Here is a 19216-nt window from a genome sequence, read left to right as displayed (position 1 = left end):
TCTGCGTCATATAAAGGGCGCCATATTCGCGCACCGTAATGACGAATAAACAAGCTGTATTGGCGGTGGGTGGCAATTATTGGCGCGCACCGGCAGGGAATCCCGAGCGGCGGCCGGCGCGAAGACGACGGTCAGCTGGAGGACGTTGCTGCAGTCCAGCCCACGACCGCCTTCGGGGATGTCGCCCGGGGAAGGTAGCGGGAGAAGTCGGCACTGCTGGTTGTTCGGGAGGCTGGTTCCGCAGGCCCGGGGCGACGCAGCACGGGAGGACCGGACCCACCGCGCGGGCGTAGGTCCGCGCACAGCTGACCACGGCAGCGAGGGCTGCCGCGGTCAGCTCCATGTGCTCAGCACATACGGCAGGTGGGAGCCGTGCCGCCTACTGCGCGACTCCACCCCGTCGGCTACTTCCGCACACCCACCGCGCGGATGATCTCCTGCTTGACCGAGCCGCCCTTGTCGTCGGCGGCCGAGGCCCGCACGGACATGTACTGCGCGCCGTCCGGCACCCGCACCGAGCCGGCCCAGGCGGCGGACTTGCCGCGTACGCCGTCGAGTTCGACGGACGTCCACGTCGCGCCGTCGTCGAAGGAGACCTCCAGCGTGGAGCCGGTGATCCTCCCGGTGTCCGGCGCGCCCTTGACGTACTCGGAGAAGATCCCGAGATCCAGGCATTCCGGCGCGCACATCACCGTGCAGGTCGGTGTCGACGTCGAACCCGAGATTGAGCATCGGCAGATACGTCCAATGCTCTGCCGGTGTGGCGGCCGACTTGAAGGTCCATTCGGAGTGGCCCTTCGTGGCGAGGCGCCAGACCTCCGGGTCCAGGGTGGTGTCGGTGACGACCCTGAAGTCCTGCTCGGTCGGCTTGACGTTCCGGGCGTACGCCCCCGAGCCGGTCTTCCGGTCGACCCGCACCCCGTCCACGTACACCTCGGTGAACTGGGTCATCGACTTCTGGTTCCACACATCGCCGAAGCCGGTGTGGTCCGGGCCCGAGTCGCCCCAGCCCGGCGTGTTGAACTGCAGGTTGTTGCCTGCGCGCTGCTGGCCCCAGGCGAGGCCGGTGCCCAGCCACGGGTGCCAGACCGGCTTGAACCAGTCGGTCGCGGAGCGCGTGCCGCCGCGGTAGTGCACGATGCCGCCGCGCTCCTCGATGGCGCTCGGGCCGTTCGACATGGACTCGTGCCACCCCCGGTCGGGGCCGGCGCTGATGTAATCGGTGCGCTCCGTGGGGAACTTGATCTTCTCCTGGAAGCCCATGCCGACGGGGAAGGTGTCGGTGATCGAGTAACGGAACTCGCCGCCGTCGGCCGCCTTCGCCGCATGGAACTTGCTGTTGACGACGGCCAGTTCGTTCTCGCCGGGCCGGTACGTCAGGTCAGTGGGGATCGCCCCCGGGTATCCCTCGGTGAGGTCGTACACGTACGGCGTGTACTGGGTGCCGGTCAGTTCGACACCCCGGTCGAGTCGCGCGGCCTCGATCAGTCGCGCCCCGTCCGCGGCGTTCACCGTCGCGATGTACAGCGGACGTGTCGCCCCGCCGGCCCCGGCGAACGAGGCCATGAGCCGCCCGGGAACGTCGTCGGTGACGAACAGGGCCTTGGCACCCGCGTCCTGTGCGTTCTGGGCCAGTTCGGCCGGGGTGATCGCGTCGGTGCGGCGCACGACGACCGCCTTGCCCGTCACGTCCTTGCCGGCGTAGTCGGCGGCGCTTCCGCTGCCCGCGTCCACGAGGGACATCCGCTTCCGCCCGGTGAACAGGTCCGTTCCGTACTGGAGGACCGCCTCGCCGAGCCGCTTGCCACCCGCTTCGACATCGAGCTGCGGCTTGCCGAGCCGCCACGCGGTCCGGTACTCGAAGGTGCCCGTGGCGGGCTTGTGGGTCGGCGCGGCGAAGATGCTGTCGTACTTCGGCGGGACCAGCGCGGCCCCGGTGTAGGACGCGCCGTTCGCAGCCCGGTTGAACTTCATGCTCAGCTGACGGGTCTGGGTCCGCTGATCCACTTCGGCCCGGGTCTCCCGCAACGTCCGCCCGTCGAGCGTGACTTCGCGGTCACGGTCCAGAGTGACCTCGGGCTCGGTGAGAAGACCGAGGCCGAGCGAGTCCTTGCCGTTGCTGCCGCGCACGTCGAGGAAGCTGGACAGGGTGTACGTGCCGGGTTGCAGGCGCAGCTTGAGCGTGCCGGAGTCGTCGACCGCGGCCGGGAAGGCCGACGCGCCCTTGGCCAGCTTCTGTACGGCCAGGTATGCGGCGGACGCCGCGCCGTCGCGGTCCTTGACGTGGACCGTGAGGGTGTAGCGCTCCTCCTCCTTGGTCAGGCCGAAGGCCGTGTGTGCCACCACTGTGTCGCCGTCCTTGGCGACGATCCGGCCGGAGGTCGTGCCGACGGGCGCGGTGGTGCCGTCACCGGTGACCGTGGTCTGCGCGGTGCCGTGCGCGGGCACGGTGAGGGTGGAGTCGGCGAGGGTGACCACGCCGGCGGGAGCGCCCTCGGCGGTCAGCGCCAGGGTGACCGGCCGACTTCCGGCCCTCGCCAGGTCCACCTGCGCGGCCACCGCGTGGTCGGTGAGACCGGCGAGCAGCAGACGCAGTAATGCGGGTGTCGAGGGCATTGATCCCGTGGTGCGGTTCGCCGTAGGGGCGGGCCCGTTCCCATACGGCGTCGAAGAGTGCCTGGGCAACGTTGGCGAGGCCGCCGCGCAGGACGAGGCTGGGGTCGACCTCGCTGCCGGAGCCACGCAGCGGGAGCATCGCCTTCTCGCCGTCGCAGACGATCAGCTTGAGCGGTACGCCGTCGACCGTCCGGATCCGCATGCCCCGGGCGAGCGATTCGTCCACGTTGTCGGCGGCGCTCGGTTCGCCCAGGAACGACTGGTCGATGACGGCGCGCACCCGCAGGCCGCGCGACAGCACGGTCGGCTCCTCGGTGTTCTCCGGACCGACCACCTGGACGTCGCCGGTGACGAACGTGTCGATGGCGTGCCGGGAGGAGAGCTGGAGCTGGAGGTACCGCTGGCGCACGGCACCCCGCCCCTCGACGACCTCCACGAGATCGCGCTGCGCGCGTCCCATGGACCCGGTCCGGTAGGTCTCGACCAGCTCGGCGAGCGCGAGTTCCGCACGATGGAGGCGGATGCGGCGCTCGGTCAGTTCCGTGCCGAGCGCGACCGACGGTGGCGCGGCGACGTAATGACCGCTTCCGGGTCGCCTGTTGACCAGGGCGCGAGCCGCGAGCGAGTTCAACGCGTCCGCGACTTCCGCGTCGGGGACGGCCGCCGCCGCGGCCACCTCTGCGAGCGAGGCCGAGGGCCGCTCGATCAGTACCCTGTATACGGACTCCTCGCAGGCGCCGAGCCCGAGATCCTCCAGTGCCAAAGCCACCCTCCGGTCCGTGTGTACCGCCGGATTCTTGCAGCGCGGCCTGGCGCACCCGACTGCAGGGTCTGGGCGGTGTCACCAGATCCGTCGAAACCGCGGCGGCCGGTGGACCTGCCGTGCGCGGCCACGGTGATCGTGTCCTGGCCGTCGAGCCGTCGTCGAGCGTGAACGCGAGGAACGGGTAGCGGTTGCTGTAGGTGCTGCCGACCGCGATCGCCCCGTCCGCCACTGCGGGCGCCGCGGCGTTGAACGGACCGGCGTAGCCGTTTCCGTTGGCGACGACGGTGGGAACCCCTGAGTCCACCAGGTGGTTCACGGCGAGCGACAGCACACTGCTGCTGCGGTCGCCGGTCGAACCGAGACTCATGTTGACGACATCCACCCCGTCGGCGGCGGCCCGGTCGAGTGCGGCCAGGACGATGGCGTCGGTCGGCGCGTTCTTCGTACCGAACACCCGGTAGGAGCGCAGCGTGGCGTCCGGGGCGACGCCCTCGATGTGCGTGTCGTCCCCGGCGACGATGCCCGCGACGTGGGTGCCGTGCCCGGCTGCCGGGCCGAACTTGTCGTCGTACGGGTCGGCGTCCTCGTCCGCGAAGTCGTAGCCGCCGACCACCTTGGCGTTGGGGAAGCCTCCGCCGCCGAGCGCCGGATGGTCGTACGCAATGCCGCTGTCGATGATGCCGACGGTTACCCCCTTGCCCGTGTATCCCAGGCGATGGGCCTGCGGGACGCCGGTGAGATCCGTGGCCGTCACCATTTCCCGGCCCGAGGGGGCCGTATCGCCGGACCGTACGTCATGGCCCGCCTGGGCAACGGCCTTTGCGAGGACCTCCTTGGGCACCGGGGTGGGCCGCTCGGGCATCTCGTACGTCACCGGCTCGGTGACCTCGGCCACTCCGGGGAGTTCGGCCAGTCGGCCGGTCTGGCCGGCGGGCACCTCGACGAGGAGACCGTTGACGACATTGCGGTACTGGCGTCGCACGGACAGCGTCATGCCCGCGCCGTGCGCGGCGTCGACCAGCGTCCGCTGCGCATCAGAGACCGTACGGCGGGCCGCTGCCCGGTCCTGCGGGGCGGCCTGCTGCGCGGGCGGGGCGCTGTCGAGCGTGACGATGCGCGTCACCGACGGCCCGGACGGTTCGTCCGAGTCCGCGTGCGCCAGGTCACTGGGCAGGATGAACGAGACGAGGAGCAGCGCGCACGCTGCGGGTATCGAGTGTCTGTACACGACGATCGATCAAATGCGACCGGCCTCGGAAGGGCGACGGTCACCGTGTGTCGAGTCTCCGCCATGGCGGAGACTCGACGTCGTATGCGAGTCGTCGGTGCAGCAGACGCCGGAGTCCTCGCCGGAGGCCGGTGCTCTGCGGGGAGTGCTGCCCCCGCGGAATCGTTGCGCGCAGGGGCCGCGGCCTGACCCGGGCCGAGGGACCGCGACGTGTCGCGCGTGCCCGGCCGATCCGCGCGGGGCCACCTTGTGGCGCACGATTGAATCAGTGGCCTGAGGTAGATCTCATCGTCGCCGACCGGAGCATCCATGTCCCCTGCGCCGCATGGCATCCACTGGGTGGAGCCGAGGCTGTGGCGAATCGGCCGAAGGCAATCGGACGGTGAGTGACCCAATGGGCATACATTGCAAGAAAGTGTTAGGAATGTCGACATGGTCGACCATTCCGACCGATCCCGGAGCGGGTCGGCTCGGTCACTGAGCGGCAAGGGTCCGCGAAGCGTAGCCGGGCAGGTATTCATCCTGCAGGCGGTGGTCATTGTCCTGCTTGTCGCGGGCGCGGTTCTGGCGCTGGTCCTCCAATCGTTGCACGACGCCGAGACGGAGGCGAAGCACGTCTCGGTGGCTACAGCACAGACGTTCGCACACTCTCCGGGGGTTGTGGCGGCGCTCAAATCTCCGGATCCCCCAAAAGTGCTGCAGCCGCTCACCGAGGAGGCGCGGCAGCTGGCCGGCGTCGACTTCATCGTGGTGATGGACACACACGGGACTCGCTACACACACCCCCGTCCGGAGCTCATCGGAAAGACATTCGTCGGCACCATCGAACCTTCGCTGGCGGGCCAGGTCCACGTGGAGACCGTCCGCGGGCCCCTTGGTCGTGAAGTCCAGGCGGTGGTCCCCGTCAACGCTCCCGACCACTCCGTCGTGGGCCTGGTGGCCGCCGGTCTCAAGGTCGAGAACATCGCCAGCGTGGTCGACAGGCAGCTGTTGGTCATCTTTGCCAGCGGGGCCGCCGCGCTCGCCCTGGCCACGGGCGGGGCCGCCCTGGTGGCCAAGCGGCTGCGAAGGCAGACCCACGGGCTCGATCCCGCCCAGATGACCCGCATGTACGAGCACCATGACGCGGTGCTGCATTCCGTCCGCGAAGGGGTGCTCATCGTCGGACACGACGGTCGGCTGCTGCTGGCGAACGACGAGGCCGAACGGCTTCTTGATCTGCCGCCCGACGCCCAGGGGCGCCCCGTCAAGGAACTGGAGAGCCTCGACCCGGCCACGGCGGAGCTGCTTGTCTCCGGCCGCGTGGCCACGGACGAGGTGTACCTGGCCGGGGACCGCATGCTGGTGGTGAACCAGCGGCGCACGGCCCGCGACGGAAGCCCCCTGGGAACGGTGGCGACCTTGCGCGACTCCACCCAGCTCCTGGCGCTGTCGGGCAAGGTGGAAACGACGAACGAACGCCTCAAGCTGCTGTACGACGCGGGTGTGGGCATGGGCACCACCCTGGACGTGACGCGCACGGCCGAGGAACTGGCCGAGATCGCCGTCCCCCGTATCGCGGACTTCGTCACGGTCGACCTTGCCGCCCCCGTCCTGCACGGGGAGGAACCGACCGGCACCGCTGCCGCCATGCGCCGCACCGCCGTCAGCGGCATCCGGGACGACCACCCCCTCTACCCGTGCGACAAGCTCATCTCCTATCTCCCCTCCACACCTCAGGCACGCGGACTTGCCACCGGGCGGTCGGTGATGGTTCCCGATCTGTCCTCCGCACCCGAATGGCGCGCTCAGGACCCGGAACGGACAGACAAGGTCGTCGACTACGGAATCCACTCACTCCTCACGACGCCACTGCTGGCGCGGGGCGTGGTTCTGGGCATGACCAACTTCTGGCGCTCGCGGGAAGCCGGAGCGTTCGACGAGGAGGACCGGTCACTCGCCGAGGAGCTGGTCGCCCGTGCCGCGGTCAGCATCGACAACGCACGCCGGTACACCCGCGAACACGCCCTGGCGGTGATGTTGCAGCGCAGCCTGCTGCCACGTGCTCTGCCCGAACAGAACGCCCTGGATGTCGCCCACCGCTATCTGCCCGCACAGTCCGGAGTCAGCGGTGACTGGTTCGATGTGATTCCGCTGTCGGGCAACCGCGTCGCGTTGGTCGTCGGTGACGTCGTCGGCCATGGGCTGCACGCCGCCGCCACCATGGGGCGGCTACGCACCGCTGTGCACAACTTCTCCACGCTCGATCTGCCGCCCGATGAGCTCCTCGGCCACCTCGACGACCTCGTGGACCGCATCGACAAGGAGGAGGGGAGCACGGACGTCGGTGCAGGCATCGTGGGAGCCACGTGCCTGTACGCGATCTACGATCCGGTCTCCCGGCACTGCACCATGGCCCGCGCCGGGCATCATCTCCCCGCGCTGGTCCACCCCGACGGCAGCGTGGAGTTCCCCGAGCTTCCCGACGGGCCACTGCTGGGGCTCGGCGGCATGCCGTTCAAGACCGCCGAACTGGATCTGGCCGTGGGTGCTCAGCTGGTCCTCTACACCGACGGGCTGATCGAGGACCGCACCCGGGACATCGATGTGGGGATGCACCTGCTCCGCCAGGCCCTTTCCCATCCGGGCCGTTCGCCGGAACAGCACTGCCAGGCGGTGCTCGACGCACTCCTTCCCACCCAGGCCAAGGACGATGTAGCACTGCTCATCGCCCGCACCCGCGCGCTTTCCGCCGACCAGATCGCCGAATGGGACGTTCCGTTCGACCCCGCCGCCGTAGCCGGGATACGCGCCGCCGTCGTGGAGAAGCTGGACGACTGGGGCCTGTCGGAAATGGCGTTCACCACCGAGTTGATACTCAGCGAGCTGATCACCAACGCCATCCGGCACGCCTCCGCGCCGGTCCGGGTGCGGCTGCTGCGTGACCGCAGCCTGATCTGCGAGGTATCCGACGGCAGCAGCACCTCACCCCATCTGAGGTACGCGGCCACCATGGACGAGGGAGGCCGCGGACTGTTCCTCGTCTCGCGGATCGCCGAGAACTGGGGCACGCGGTATACCCATGAAGGCAAGGTCATCTGGGCACAGCTGCCGCTGTCCTGATCGCCGCGGGCGCAAACGACAGGGCCCCGTCGCCGACGTCGTCGTCCTGATCAACCCCCCGCGGCGGATCCCGACCCGGCCCGCGATCGTGGCCACCGGTGCGCCGCCGCTCCACGCAAGGGCGGAAAGAGCCCATCCGCTTCTCGCGGATCCCGATTGTGCGGTGCACGGCCGCCAGCCGCTTCTCCGCATCCTGGTAAGGACTCTTTCCGTCAATTTCATGAAAGCACCCCGAGTGGCAGGCGGCCACCAGGGCCGAACAGCTTCCACCCGACCCCGGACGACCCTACCCGGCGCGTTTCCCGGCCCTCAGGCTCGGAGATGCGGATCACTGTTCCGGGAGGAGTCATGAGTCACCGAAGAGGTGTTGCCCCTCAACGGCACCGTGCCCCGGTCGAGCCGCGCCCTCCGTAGTCCTGCGGTCGTGCCGGAGCGTCGGCGGAGTGGTGAACGTGCCAATCGGCTCACGTACGAGCATGACGACATGTCGGTCAACGCCCGAGAAGCCGCAAGGCGATAGGAGTGGACGGGTGAGACATCGAGACATTGGCGAGCTGATGACCCGCGAGGTCGTCACGGTCCCGAGGAACGCGGCGTTCAAGGACATCGTGCGCACACTCACTGAGCACCAGGTGTCGGCCGTCGCGGTCGTCGACGACGTGGGGCACCCGCTCGGAGTGGTATCGGAAGGCGACCTGCTGCCGAAGTCGGCCGATCAGGGAGACTTCCTCCGGTCCCTGCCCGCTCCCGAGCCCCGCAAGCGGGAGAAAGCGGAGGGCACGCGGGCCGAGGAACTGATGTCCGCGCCCGCCGTGTGCGCCAGGGCGGACTGGACCGTCGCCGAGGCGGCCCGGCTCATGGAGGCGCAGAGCGTCAGAAGACTGCTGGTCGTGGACGAGGCGGACACACTGGTGGGCGTCGTCAGCAGGCGCGATCTGCTCAAGATCTTCCTGCGCGACGACGAAACCATCCGCCACGAGATCACCGGCGACGTACTCGACCTGACCTTGCACCAGGACCCCGGCGCCATCACCGTCGAAGTGACCGACGGCCGTGTCGAACTGAACGGCTCGGTGCGGTTCAAGAGCCTGATCCCGGTGATCGAACGGCTGTGCCGCACGGTCGACGGAGTGGTTCATGTGGCACAGCACCTCGGATACGCCGTCGACGACGCGTCCGTCGGGTGACCCTACGGCCTTCTCAAGGCACCGGCGGTCTGCGTCCGGTGCCGCGGACCGCGACCTGCACCGATCCGATGACCGACGGATGCCCGCCGTTCCACTCCGCCACGGGCGAGGACGAATCCTTCGGCACACCCCACAGCACCGCACTCGTGAGGAGGGCGCCTTGGACCACCACATCATCGTCGGCCTCGACGCATTCCCCGAAAGCGCAGCCGCTGCCCGCTGGGCGGCGCGCGAGGCCCGTCTGCGGGATGCGGCCCTGCACCTCATCCACGCGGAGCCGTGGCCGTTGCCGCTCGGCATCCCCGCAGCAGCCTCCGACGCGCGGCGTGGCTGGGCCGAAACCGTCCTGCAGGAAATGGCCGACGAACTGCGCCGCGCTCACCCGGGACTCGACATCACCACGCAGTCGGTCGACGGCCCGCCCGCAGCCTCGCTCGCCACAGGCGCGGCAACTGCCGACATGCTCGTGATGGGATCCCGCGGGCTCGGCAGCGTGACCGGCTTCGTGCTCGGCTCCGTCGGCATGGCCGTCATGCACACCACCGAGCGGCCGGTGGTACTCGTACGCAGCGGAGAGGACGCGCTGCCTCACGAGACCGAGCAGCACACCCGGCGCGACGTAGTCGTCGGTGTCGACATCAGCCGGCCCTGTGACGCCCTGCTCGCGTTCGCGTTCGAGGAGGCGTCGCGCCGGTCCTGCCCGCTGCATGCCCTGCACAGTTGGCCGCCCCCGCAGTTCTACGGGTACGGATCGGCCTACGATCCCGGAATGCTTGCGCGCATCAACCAGAGCGCGACCACCGGCCTGGACCAGGCTCTCAGGCCTTGGCGGGACACGTTCCCCACGGTCGAGGTGACCGCCCGTACCCCGATGGGACACACCGCGCAGCAGCTCCTGGAAGCCGGTGCCGACGCCGGTCTGATCGTCGTCGGCCGCCGGATCCGCCGCTCATTGCTGGGTGTTCGCATCGGCTCCACCACGCATGCCGTGATCCACCACGCGACCTCTCCGGTCGCCGTCGTCGCCCACGACTGAGGCAGTCTCCGGCTCGGCGTTCCGGAGGCGGTCCGGCGCGGGCGGGACGACACACGGGGGTATGCCTGCCGTGCGCAGCGAGGGAAGGTCGATGCCTTTCGTGCCCTGGCCGGACGCCGAGGACGCCCCGGAGAGACCGGCCGCTGGAGGCGCTGGCACGAGTCCGGCACGAGGCGGCTTCTTGGGCGGCCCGGAGCACAGCCCTGGCGGCATGGTCCGCGCCGTCCGAACCGGCAACGACCGGTCCGAGCGCCTGACTGCCCGGTCGTGTGCCGAACACGGTGCCGTCCATGGCGGTCCTCCTGATACGAAGGTCGCGAGGGCATTGGTCTGTCAAACGCCGCAGGCCACGCAGGTCTGCCCACTGTCCGTCCACCTCCTCGACTCGGCGGTGGTTCATGGACGGTGGGGTACCACTGCGACAGGACAGCTGGAGTGATGGAGCGCCATATGGGCTGTCCGGCCGAGTTGCAGACCCACGTGCCCCTTGCGCCGCGAAGCACCCACGACAAGGAGGTCGGCGGCGGCGGAGCGCCAGACGAGAACGTGATGGGCCGGCCCCTCGACAGTGGAGCGGGAGACGGCAACGGCCGGGTTCTCCTCGATCGAGGCCGCAAGCGCTTGGTCAAGCTCTGTCGCCGCCCGCATCTCCCAGGTGAGGGGCGGCGGAGAGTCCTTGGTGTGCGGCCGGCCGACCGCTTCGGACGCGGGGCGACGCCAGGCACGTACTGCGTCGATCTCACAGTGCCGGGTGGCAGCCTCACGGAAGGCGAACCTCACGGCAGCCGACCCGTGGGCCACGTCCGCGACGCCGAGCAGGATGCGGCCGTGTGCTCCGGCTGTTCCTGCCGCGTCACCACGTACCACGATGACCGGGCACTGGGCCCGGGACGCCAGGGCCAGACTTACGGAACCCAGCAGGAGCTCCTTGAGCTGGCCCCGGCCCCTGGATCCGACAACCAGCATCGCAGCCTCGTGCGCCTCGTCGAGCAGCGCGTTGACCGTGTCCTCCGCCAGAACCTCGGTGGTGATCTTCAGATCGGGATTACGGGTGCTGGCGCGCGTGACCGCGGTGGCCACGATGCTGTCGGCCAGAATCTGCTCGGAGGGGCGCTCCACGCCCCGATACAGGCCTGCCCCCTCGTAGCGTTCCCATCGGGAGGCGTAGACAACTCTCAGAGGAAGGCTGTGCCGGGCTGCCTCCTCCACGGCCCAGTCGACCGCCCGGAAGCTCGAATCCGATCCATCCACGCCCACGACCAAGGACTGCTCCATGGTCCCCATCGCCTTTCGTCCCGTTGCCGTCGGATGCCCACGTCGCCACCGTGCCACCCCTCTGAACTTCCCAGGAGGGATGATCAGGACCCGATCAGGGACATTCGACCTAATATTCGTAATAAAAGACGTGATCGGTATATACCACCTCAGGAGGATCTGGCGTAGGTGTTCGATGCGGATCCATCCCTCTGCCCCGGCCCCTGTACGTTGCTGACTCTTCCCCTCCGGCTCGGGTCCCGCCGTGGAGCACGGTGGGACGACAACCCGAATGCCCTGTTCGCTCCCTCAGCGGGGCGCATGCTCCTCATGCGGTCGGTCGCTGGCGCGAAGCCAGGCTCACATCTAGGGCCGATTGGTCCCCGGGTCACCCCCGTAGAGCCCCTGGGGACCACAGGTCATTCGGGGCAGGCTGTTCTCAGTTCCGTCGGAGGAAGCACGACATGACCGGAACCGAGTCACGACGGCAGCCTCGGCCCGCGGATGGTACGAGCATGTGGATCCCCACCGGCAGGACGCGCACACAGGACAAGGACGCCCAGTGCCGAGAGGAACACGGCTCCGGCTCAGGCTCTTCCAACAACGATCTCAAGATCCGTGCCGCCCCGTGGAGGAGACCAGATCATGACCACTCCAACCCTCCGGTCGCTGGGCATCAGGCACCGGGACCGGCTCATGCAGTTCGCCCGGGAAGTGTCGTTCCCGGAGGGGACACGCATCTTTGAGGAAGGGCAGCGTGCCGACCACTTCTGGATCGTGCGGACCGGCACCGTCAGCCTCGACTTTCACGTGCCGAAAGGACCGCCGGCGGTCATCGAGTCGCTCGGGCACGGAGAGCTGGTCGGCTGGTCTTGGCTGTTCAGCCCCTATGTGTGGCAGCTCGGAGCAGAGGCGATGACGCCCGTGCGCGCCTACGAACTCGATGCCGCGCAGGTGCGCCACGCATGCGACTTGGACCCGGAACTGGCCGCCGCCGTGGCCTTGTGGGTAGGCCAGGTGATAGCCCACCGGCTCCAGTCCGCCAGGGCTCGTCTGCTGGACCTGTACGCACCGCACTGAAGGGGGCTGCCCCATGTCACCTGATCCGCCGTCCCGGTCGGACGGGCCCCGGTGAGGAGATCGCCATGCCTGATTCACCGCACACGGTCAGCGATGTCATGACCCACACCGCCATCGCGGTGGGAGGACAGGCCAGTTACAAGCAGATCGTCGAGCTGATGAAAGAGTGGAGGGTGAGCGCCCTTCCTGTGCTCGAGGGCGAGGGACGAGTGATCGGCGTCGTCTCGGAGGCCGATCTGCTCCCCAAGGAGGAGTCCCGGACCGACGACCCGACCCGGCCGGAGCTGCCTTTGACCGACAGACTGAAGGCGGGCGCCGTCAGCGCGAAGGAGCTGATGTCGAGTCCTGCAGTGACGGTCCATCCTGACGCCCCTATAGCAGAGGCGGCACGCATCATGGCCCAGCGCCACGTGAAGCGGCTGCCAGTGGTCGACGCGACCGGACTGCTGGAGGGAGTCGTCAGCCGCAGTGATCTGTTGAAGGTCTTTCTCCGCTCGGACGAAGACCTTGCCGACGAGATCCGACGCACCGTCACCGACTTGTCCCACCCCGGAGGAGCGGTGACCGTATCCGTCGTGGACGGAGTGGTCACGCTCGGCGGTGCGGTACGCGACCGGACGCTCATCCCGTTGCTCGCCCGAGCCACCCGAGCGGTCGAGGGCGTTGTGGACATCCGCTTGGAACTGGACGGGACCACGGGTGAGGAACCTGAAAAGGGGCCGTTCACGGCACCGTGGTCGTCTTCGGGGCGGTCACCGTTGCAGGACTGACCGCTTCGTCTCCTTGTTCGACTTCAGGGCGGTGATCGACGGGAGCGCCCGGAAGACCCCGACGGGATCGCAGTGGGTCAGCCCTTACGACGACTATGGGGTTGGGTCGCGGGGATGCGATGAGTGAAGAACAAAGCGATCAGCCCGGCGAGAGCAAGGACGGCGAGAGCGGCTCGCAGAGCGTCGACCCTTGCGTCGGCGTTGGCATCGAGAGCGGCCTGTGCCGCATCCGTATGTGCACCCGCCTCGTCGAGTTGCTTCTTGAGCTGGGCGTCCGACAGAAACGGTACGCCACTGGAGAGCTCGATGTTCGCCCGTGCCTTGATTTCAGTCGGGATCGCTGGGCTCCGTTCGATGTTGGCGAGAAACGAAGACGTCAGGGCGGCGATGAGAATCGACCCGGCCAGCGCGGTGCCGATCGATGCGCCGAGATTGGTGACGGTGTTCTGGACGCCACCCACGTCGGCGCTCTGTTCGTCGGGCACCGCCGACACGGTGACCGAACCGAGTTGCGACGCCAGCGCCCCCATCCCGTATCCGATGAGCAGGAGGGGAATAGTGACAATCTCCGCGCCCGCCTCCGTATCGAGTGCCGCGAGAAGGACAATCGCCCCCACGAGAAGCGCGAAGATCCCCTGGCGCACCACGCGCCGCGGCGAAGCGTGCGGGAGAAAGCGCGGAATCGCGGTGGCGGCTGCGAGCAGCGTCAAAGACAACGGAAGGATGCGGACACCGGTATCGATTGCCGGGAGGCCAAGCGCGACCGACAGGTACAGCGGGACAATGAAGAACACCCCCATCTGCACCAGATATTGAAAGAAGAACATCGTCAGGCCACCGGTGAGTTGCCGGTTCTTCAGGAATTCAGGGTCGATGAGCGGCTCCTTGCCGTGGTCCGAGAGTCGGACCTCCCAACGGAAGAAGAGCCAGACCAGGAACAGCCCTGCCAGCATCAACCAGACAACCAGGGAGATGCCGAGCACGGACGGGGTTCCGGCCTTGGGGACGAACCAACCCCATTCGGCCGAGCGGAGTACACCGAAGACAAAGACTCCAACGCCCAGGCCGGAGAGCAGCGCGCCAGGAATGTCGATGCGCGGTCGCCTGGCGAGGGGCGCGTCGGCAATACGGCGGGTGAACAGGAGGATCCCGACCACCACCACCACCTCGCCGGCGAACACCCAACGCCAGGAGAAGTAGGTCGTCGCGACGCCGCCGATGATCGGCCCGAGTGCAATGGCCACCGCTCCTGCAGCGGTGACGATCCCGTAGGCGGCAGGACGCCGTTCCACAGTGAAGTTCCCCGCTACGAGCGACACAATCGCCGGCAGGATCAGCGCCGCTCCGATTCCCTCGAGGAACGACCACCCAACCATGAGTACGGTGAGGTTCGGAGCGAGCGCGGTGGTGAGAGACCCGCAGCCATAGACGACGCAGCCGGCCATGAAGGCGCGCTTACGGCCGACGAGCGCACCCACCTTTCCGCCGCAGATCATGAACATCGCCATCACGAGCGTGTAGGCCGTGATCGCACCCTGGATACCGGTCACCGTCGTCCCCACGTCGGCGGCGACACTGGCGATGGAGACGTTCATGACCGAGCTGTCGAGAGCCATCAAGAACTGACCCGCCGCCAATGTGATGAGAACGATCCTTGTGGCCGGCATCCCATCGGAGGTGTCTGCAGCGACTGTCATGGGCGGAGCCTCGCACAGCTGCCGGCAGGCACAGGGTCAGCGCTGCATCAGATCAGTCAGTTGGCCGAGTACGGAGAGCCGCATTGCCGGGCCGGCACAGCGGTCGCTGCAGCCGAGCCTCACCGGCGGGGAAGGCGCACCGCACCTACTCCGTCGACGGCACCGATACCGCCCCTCGCATGACAGCGCGCCTCACTGTTCATTGCGACTCACTCGTCGTCCGCTTGCCGTGCCGCGGGATCAGCTCGACCGGGCAGTTCGCATGGTGCAGCAGGCTGTGGGTGACCCGGCCGAGCGTCGGGCCGAAGGTCCCGGGCGAGCGTCGCCCGCCCACGACCAGCAGATCCGCGTGCCGAGTCGCCTCAACCAAAATACCGGCGGCGGACATGCCCTTCTCCGCATCCGCCTCCACGGTGAGTCCCGGGAAGTCGGCACGGATACGGTCCGCCACTCCCGTCAACGTGCGAACGTGGTTGCGAGCCATCTCGTCCACGGCGTCGAGCATCGTCACGACATTCCCGACCGCCCCCAGCACGTTCCATACGTGCAGAAGCCGCAACGACGCCTTGCGCAGCTCCGCCTCACTCGCCGCGTGGCGTGCGCATTCCAGGTCGTGCTCGTCGTGAACGGCGACCAGCACGACGTCTGTCGCGGGAGCGCCTTCGGTGCCGCGCACCACGACCACCGGCGTCCTGGCACCCGCAGCAACCTTCAGACCGACCGAGCCGAGCAGCAGTGAGTTGAAACCTCCGCGACCACGGTTGCCCACCACGATCGTGCCGTGGTTTCCCGCCGCGGTGTGCAGGCTCACCACCGGTTCACGGCGGCTCAGCTCCTTCGTCACGCTCAGGCCGGGGTAACGCTCGGACACCATGGCTGCGGTCTCCTCGAGAAGATCTCGACCCGCGTGCCGAACCTGCTCGATGGTCTCCATGGACGCGTAGATCATCCGGCTGTCCGTGTCGGCTGCGTAGACGAGGTGCAGAGGACGATCACGCCGTAGTGCTTCGTCGGAGGCCCACAGCACTGCGCGCTTGGCGGGCTCGGAGCCGTCCACCCCGGCCACGAGCGCTCCGAGGACCGGGCCGCCCTTGTCGCTGGAATTCATGGTTCCTCCTCACCGAAGGCTGCCGGTGCAGTTCTCACCCTGGCACCGCGCCCCCGCGCTGCAAGAGGGCCGCTCAGGACCCCGCGGGGGCCGAGTGTCCCTGTCGCTTCCGCCGCCCTGTGGGCTTCTCCCGCGCCGTGGCGTGCCCGAACGCCTCCGGGTGCGGCTCGTTCGGCCCTGCTTTCGGTGCCGTGGTCCAGCGGATCCTGAGTCCGGAACGAGGACGGGCGCTACGCCCCGGGGTATCGCCGAGAACCGGCACGGGTTTCCTCCGTGAAGCACGTCAAGGCGGGAGGCCCGATGACCGACGAGGTCGTTTCGGTCGTCTCCGCCCACTCCTTCTGTCGCCTCCGCCAGCTCCTTCCAAGGATGTCGCGAAGTTGCTCGCGCAGCACACCATGAGCGGACGCCCCGTGCAAGATCGGCGGACCGCACCGCGCCCCCGGATGCCCGCGGTCCTCCGCGCTCAGACATGAATCGCACGCCAGTTCGATACCTGGCCCTCGCGCGCCACTCGTGGTCCCCGCGCATGCGCCCGAGGGCCGAACAGCCCGCGGCGAACCCCGGAAGGCCCTACCCCCTGCGCATGCCGGTGCCCACGCTCGGAGTATGGACATCCCCTCCCCGGGCGGAATCATGCGGCAGGGGGTGGACGTGGCACTCCGTTACCGCCGGACATCTCATGACCGCGTCGGCGTAACGGTGACGCGCGACGCGACCCTGGCCGGCGCCGCCCGTCTCATGGCGCGGGGCGACTTGAAGCGGCTCCCGGTCGTCGACGGCGACGGGCGGCTGCTCATCCGTGTGGCCGGCCGGCCCGAGTCGTGGACGTCACGGTTCGACTGAACGCCGACAATCCCACGCGAAGGTGATCGACAATGAGGCATCGCAGTGTGGCGGATCTGATGACGCCCACGGCCGTCAGTGTCCAGCGCGGCACGGCTTTCAAGGAGATCACCAGGCTTCTGGACGAGTTCGATATCACGGCCGTGCCCGTACTGGACGACGACAGGCATCCCGTGGGCATCGTCTCCGAGGCCGATCTGCTCCGTCGCCACAACGCCGGAAGCGGTACGCCCACAGCAGTCGATCTCATGTCCAGCCCTGCCATCACCGCCCGCCCCGACTGGAGTGCGGTCCGTGCTGCTCGTGTGATGGAGAAGCACAGAGTGAAGAGGCTGCCGGTCGTCGACGCCGACGACAGGCTGATCGGGATAGTCGCCCGCAGCGACCTCCTCCAGTTGTTCCTGCGAAGGGATCACGCGATCCAGGAGGAGATTCTTGAGGATGTGCTGACCGGCGCACTCCGGCTCAGCCCGTCGGCTCTGACCGTAGAAGTCGCCGACGGTCTGGTCACCCTCAGCGGCACCGTGCCCCGCCGGAGCCTCCTTCCCGTCATCCTCCGGATGTGCCAGAGCGTCGACGGCGTCGTGGATGTGATCGATCGGCTCGACTACGAGCGCGACGACCTGTCGGACGGTCACAAGAGGGCACAGGACGGCAGGAGAACACAGTGAGAGTGTCCGCGTGTCTGCGTCCGTAGGAGACGCGTTGCATGAACCACAGCGTCGTCGTCGGTCTGGACGGGTCGACGGAAAGTACCGCAGCGGTCCACTGAGCCGCACGCAAAGCCCTTCTGCGCGACACGCCACTGCATCTTGTGCATGCCGCGGATTGGTCGTACCACCTCGGTGTTCCGGCCACCGGCACTGTCGGCCGTGAGTGGGCCGAGCCGCTCCTGCGCAACGCGGTGCAGAGAAGCCGCGCGGGTCGGTGCCGAGTTCCCGGCGCAGCAGAGGAAGTGAATCCAGCGGGTCCGGTCGCGGCATCGAAGCAGAGGCGGTGGTCCTGGCGCCGGTGGATCCGTCAGGCGCCATCAGTCGTCATCGGCCCCCGAGTCCCGGCGCAGCCGACCGGACCAACGCGGCTCCACGCGCTCCCACTCCTGGTCCCATTGGGCGAGGCTGCGCGTCTCGACGCGGCGGAGCCTGAGGCGGACAACCAATCCGGCGGACAGAGCAACCACGCCCATGGCACAGGCCCCTGCTGCGGCGGCCTGCACGGCGCATTCTCCACGGGAAGGCGGGGCAGCCGAAATCCTGCCCGAGTCATCCACCCACAGCGTGACCTTCCGGCCCACCGGCGTGTGGGGGCTGACCGCGATGGTGTCCGTATGAGGCAGGGAGGCGGGATACTCCCAGAAGGCCCGAGCCGTTGCTTCCGAAGCCCCCGTAAACCGGGCAGGGAGTCTGTCTTCGGCTTTGCTGACTGTCGTCGCCGTCACCTGGTGGCGGTGTCGGGCCTCCTGCTGCGCGGTCACGCTGTCGGCGTCCCAGACTTTGATTCCGACAGCGACACCACAGAACACTGCTACGAGCGCAAAAAGCACGGAAGCGGCGAGCCAGCGGCTGCGCACACGGTCGGCAGCCCGCTGCAGCGGATTCGGGCGGCGCTCGAACGGTCGTCGCATTCGGCTTCCGTGCCGCTTCCAGGGCCATATGGACTCGGGTCCGGGCGAGTCGGACTGGAACATGTCACGCCTCCGCCCCGTGCCGTCGCCATACCCGCGCGCAGGGGTGGGTTCGGCACCTGGGAAATGAGCTCTGGTCTGGACCCCCTGAAGAGTGCGGACGTTTTCACCCCGGCCCGCTCCTGTGCGGGGCAGACACGGCCACCGGCGGGAGGATGCGGTTCTCGTACGGCGCCTCGACGCCGTCCGTCGGAATCTCGGCCGGCAGGCGGACGCTGCGCCGGAACGAGCGGTAGCGGAACTCCCAGTGTTCCTTCTCCGTGCTGCTCTCGGTGCGCTCGGCGCCGATGGTGGGGGTGTCGCCTTCGACCGGGATCCGGATGTCTTTCTCGGGGTCCATCCCGGGTAGTCCGGCTCGCGGCACGTACTGCCGGTCCTGGTCACTCATCTCGATCGGGATCGGGTGAACATCGATGGTCGGCCGCCCCACCGGGAACCGGGGGAATTCGGCGCCGAACCAGTCCACGAGGTCGGGGAAGAGGCCGTGCCTCCGCTCCATCTGCGTTCCTGACATCGTGTGCTCCACTTCCGGCGCCTCGGGGGCGCCATCATCGATGTCCTTTTCAATGTCGTCCGGCAGAGGACACTTCCGCTTGGGGCCAACGGGCCCCTGCGGGGGCCGTCCGGCCCCTCCTTGCCGGCTCGCCCCGGCGGGTGCATCGAGGACACCTCGCACGTTCCGGTCGCAACCCCGCTGGTGCGTGCTGTGGAAGGTGTCGAGGCCGTTAGGGCCTGTTCTGAGTTCCCCGTCGTCCGCGCGAAGCGCGGGCGCAGCGGTGGTCGGTGCGTGCGATCGGCGTGCGGTGTCGCAGGTCATGTTGCGGAGCCACCTGTCCTGCGAC

12 protein-coding genes and 3 pseudogenes are annotated in these 19216 nt (G+C 68.4%); 7 read left to right on the top strand and 8 right to left on the bottom strand.

The features are described 5' to 3' along the window. Positions 1-404: 404 nt before the first annotated feature. The 3 genes and pseudogenes from AB0915_RS32310 to AB0915_RS32300 all read right to left on the bottom strand — a co-directional run. Positions 405-2520, bottom strand: a pseudogene (locus AB0915_RS32310) (PA domain-containing protein); the annotation flags it as partial. Beyond that, positions 2408-3385: a helix-turn-helix domain-containing protein gene (locus AB0915_RS32305; RefSeq protein WP_366694451.1), complete on the bottom strand. Its 978-nt coding sequence runs from the start codon at positions 3383-3385 to the stop codon at positions 2408-2410. The pseudogene AB0915_RS32310 and the gene AB0915_RS32305, both read right to left, overlap by 113 nt. A gap of 232 nt (positions 3386-3617) precedes the next feature. Further along, a pseudogene (locus tag AB0915_RS32300) lies at positions 3618-4139 on the bottom strand (S8 family serine peptidase); the annotation flags it as partial. 903 nt (positions 4140-5042) lie between these two features. Between AB0915_RS32300 and AB0915_RS32295 the strand changes: the two are divergent. The 3 genes from AB0915_RS32295 (at position 5043) to AB0915_RS32285 (ending at position 9935) form a co-directional block, all read left to right on the top strand. Then, on the top strand, positions 5043-7712 hold the full coding sequence (locus tag AB0915_RS32295) for a SpoIIE family protein phosphatase (protein WP_366694450.1): 2670 nt from the start codon (positions 5043-5045) through the stop codon (positions 7710-7712). Positions 7713-8242: 530 nt separating this feature from the next. Continuing rightward, a complete protein-coding gene (locus tag AB0915_RS32290; protein ID WP_366694449.1) occupies positions 8243-8899 on the top strand; it encodes a CBS domain-containing protein in 657 nt (218 codons plus the stop codon). 160 nt (positions 8900-9059) lie between these two features. After that, entirely contained in the window at positions 9060-9935 is an 876-nt protein-coding gene (locus tag AB0915_RS32285; RefSeq protein WP_366694448.1) for a universal stress protein, read from the top strand. A 396-nt stretch (positions 9936-10331) separates the two neighbouring features. Here AB0915_RS32285 and AB0915_RS32280 read toward each other — a convergent pair whose 3' ends face one another. Then, positions 10332-11210 carry a universal stress protein gene (locus AB0915_RS32280; RefSeq protein ID WP_366694447.1) on the bottom strand — a complete coding sequence of 293 codons (879 nt, stop codon included), beginning with the start codon at positions 11208-11210 and terminating at the stop codon, positions 10332-10334. A 624-nt stretch (positions 11211-11834) separates the two neighbouring features. Between AB0915_RS32280 and AB0915_RS32275 the strand changes: the two genes are divergently transcribed. After that, positions 11835-12269: a cyclic nucleotide-binding domain-containing protein gene (locus AB0915_RS32275; RefSeq protein ID WP_366136851.1), complete on the top strand. Its 435-nt coding sequence runs from the start codon at positions 11835-11837 to the stop codon at positions 12267-12269. 65 nt (positions 12270-12334) lie between these two features. Next, complete coding sequence (locus AB0915_RS32270; RefSeq protein ID WP_366694446.1) at positions 12335-13039, top strand: CBS domain-containing protein; 705 nt, start codon at positions 12335-12337, stop codon at positions 13037-13039. 77 nt (positions 13040-13116) lie between these two features. Here the strand turns inward: AB0915_RS32270 and AB0915_RS32265 are convergent, their stop codons facing one another. Both AB0915_RS32265 and AB0915_RS32260 read right to left on the bottom strand, forming a co-directional pair. Further along, positions 13117-14736 (bottom strand): MFS transporter, encoded by a 1620-nt coding sequence (locus AB0915_RS32265; protein WP_366694445.1) that lies wholly within the window; start codon positions 14734-14736, stop codon positions 13117-13119. A gap of 199 nt (positions 14737-14935) precedes the next feature. Then, positions 14936-15844: a universal stress protein gene (locus tag AB0915_RS32260; RefSeq protein WP_366694444.1), complete on the bottom strand. Its 909-nt coding sequence runs from the start codon at positions 15842-15844 to the stop codon at positions 14936-14938. Positions 15845-16540: 696 nt separating this feature from the next. Between AB0915_RS32260 and AB0915_RS32255 the strand changes: the two are divergent. Together AB0915_RS32255 and AB0915_RS32250 are read left to right on the top strand one after the other, a co-directional pair. Beyond that, a pseudogene (locus AB0915_RS32255) lies at positions 16541-16639 on the top strand (CBS domain-containing protein); the annotation flags it as partial. A gap of 83 nt (positions 16640-16722) precedes the next feature. Further along, complete coding sequence (locus AB0915_RS32250; protein WP_366694443.1) at positions 16723-17361, top strand: CBS domain-containing protein; 639 nt, start codon at positions 16723-16725, stop codon at positions 17359-17361. 359 nt (positions 17362-17720) lie between these two features. Here the strand turns inward: AB0915_RS32250 and AB0915_RS32245 are convergent, their stop codons facing one another. Next, complete coding sequence (locus tag AB0915_RS32245; RefSeq protein ID WP_366694442.1) at positions 17721-18377, bottom strand: hypothetical protein; 657 nt, start codon at positions 18375-18377, stop codon at positions 17721-17723. Between the two features lie 103 nt (positions 18378-18480). Beyond that, positions 18481-18888, bottom strand: a complete 408-nt coding sequence (locus AB0915_RS32240; protein ID WP_366694441.1) for an Hsp20/alpha crystallin family protein — start codon at positions 18886-18888, stop codon at positions 18481-18483. Positions 18889-19216 lie beyond the last annotated feature (328 nt).

It is taken from the genome of Streptomyces sp. NPDC048411 (assembly GCF_040704695.1).
Lineage (GTDB): Bacteria > Actinomycetota > Actinomycetes > Streptomycetales > Streptomycetaceae > Streptomyces.
This window is presented reverse-complemented; position numbering and strand designations above follow the sequence as displayed.

Coding starts and splice junctions, on each gene's coding strand:
- AB0915_RS32260 (WP_366694444.1), bottom strand. CDS start 15,844: ATGAATTCCAGCGACAAGGGCGGCCCGGTCCTCGGAGCGCTCGTGGCC.
- AB0915_RS32240 (WP_366694441.1), bottom strand. CDS start 18,888: ATGTCAGGAACGCAGATGGAGCGGAGGCACGGCCTCTTCCCCGACCTC.
- AB0915_RS32275 (WP_366136851.1), top strand. CDS start 11,835: ATGACCACTCCAACCCTCCGGTCGCTGGGCATCAGGCACCGGGACCGG.
- AB0915_RS32280 (WP_366694447.1), bottom strand. CDS start 11,210: ATGGAGCAGTCCTTGGTCGTGGGCGTGGATGGATCGGATTCGAGCTTC.
- AB0915_RS32265 (WP_366694445.1), bottom strand. CDS start 14,736: ATGACAGTCGCTGCAGACACCTCCGATGGGATGCCGGCCACAAGGATC.
- AB0915_RS32270 (WP_366694446.1), top strand. CDS start 12,335: ATGCCTGATTCACCGCACACGGTCAGCGATGTCATGACCCACACCGCC.
- AB0915_RS32295 (WP_366694450.1), top strand. CDS start 5,043: ATGGTCGACCATTCCGACCGATCCCGGAGCGGGTCGGCTCGGTCACTG.
- AB0915_RS32250 (WP_366694443.1), top strand. CDS start 16,723: ATGAGGCATCGCAGTGTGGCGGATCTGATGACGCCCACGGCCGTCAGT.
- AB0915_RS32245 (WP_366694442.1), bottom strand. CDS start 18,377: ATGTTCCAGTCCGACTCGCCCGGACCCGAGTCCATATGGCCCTGGAAG.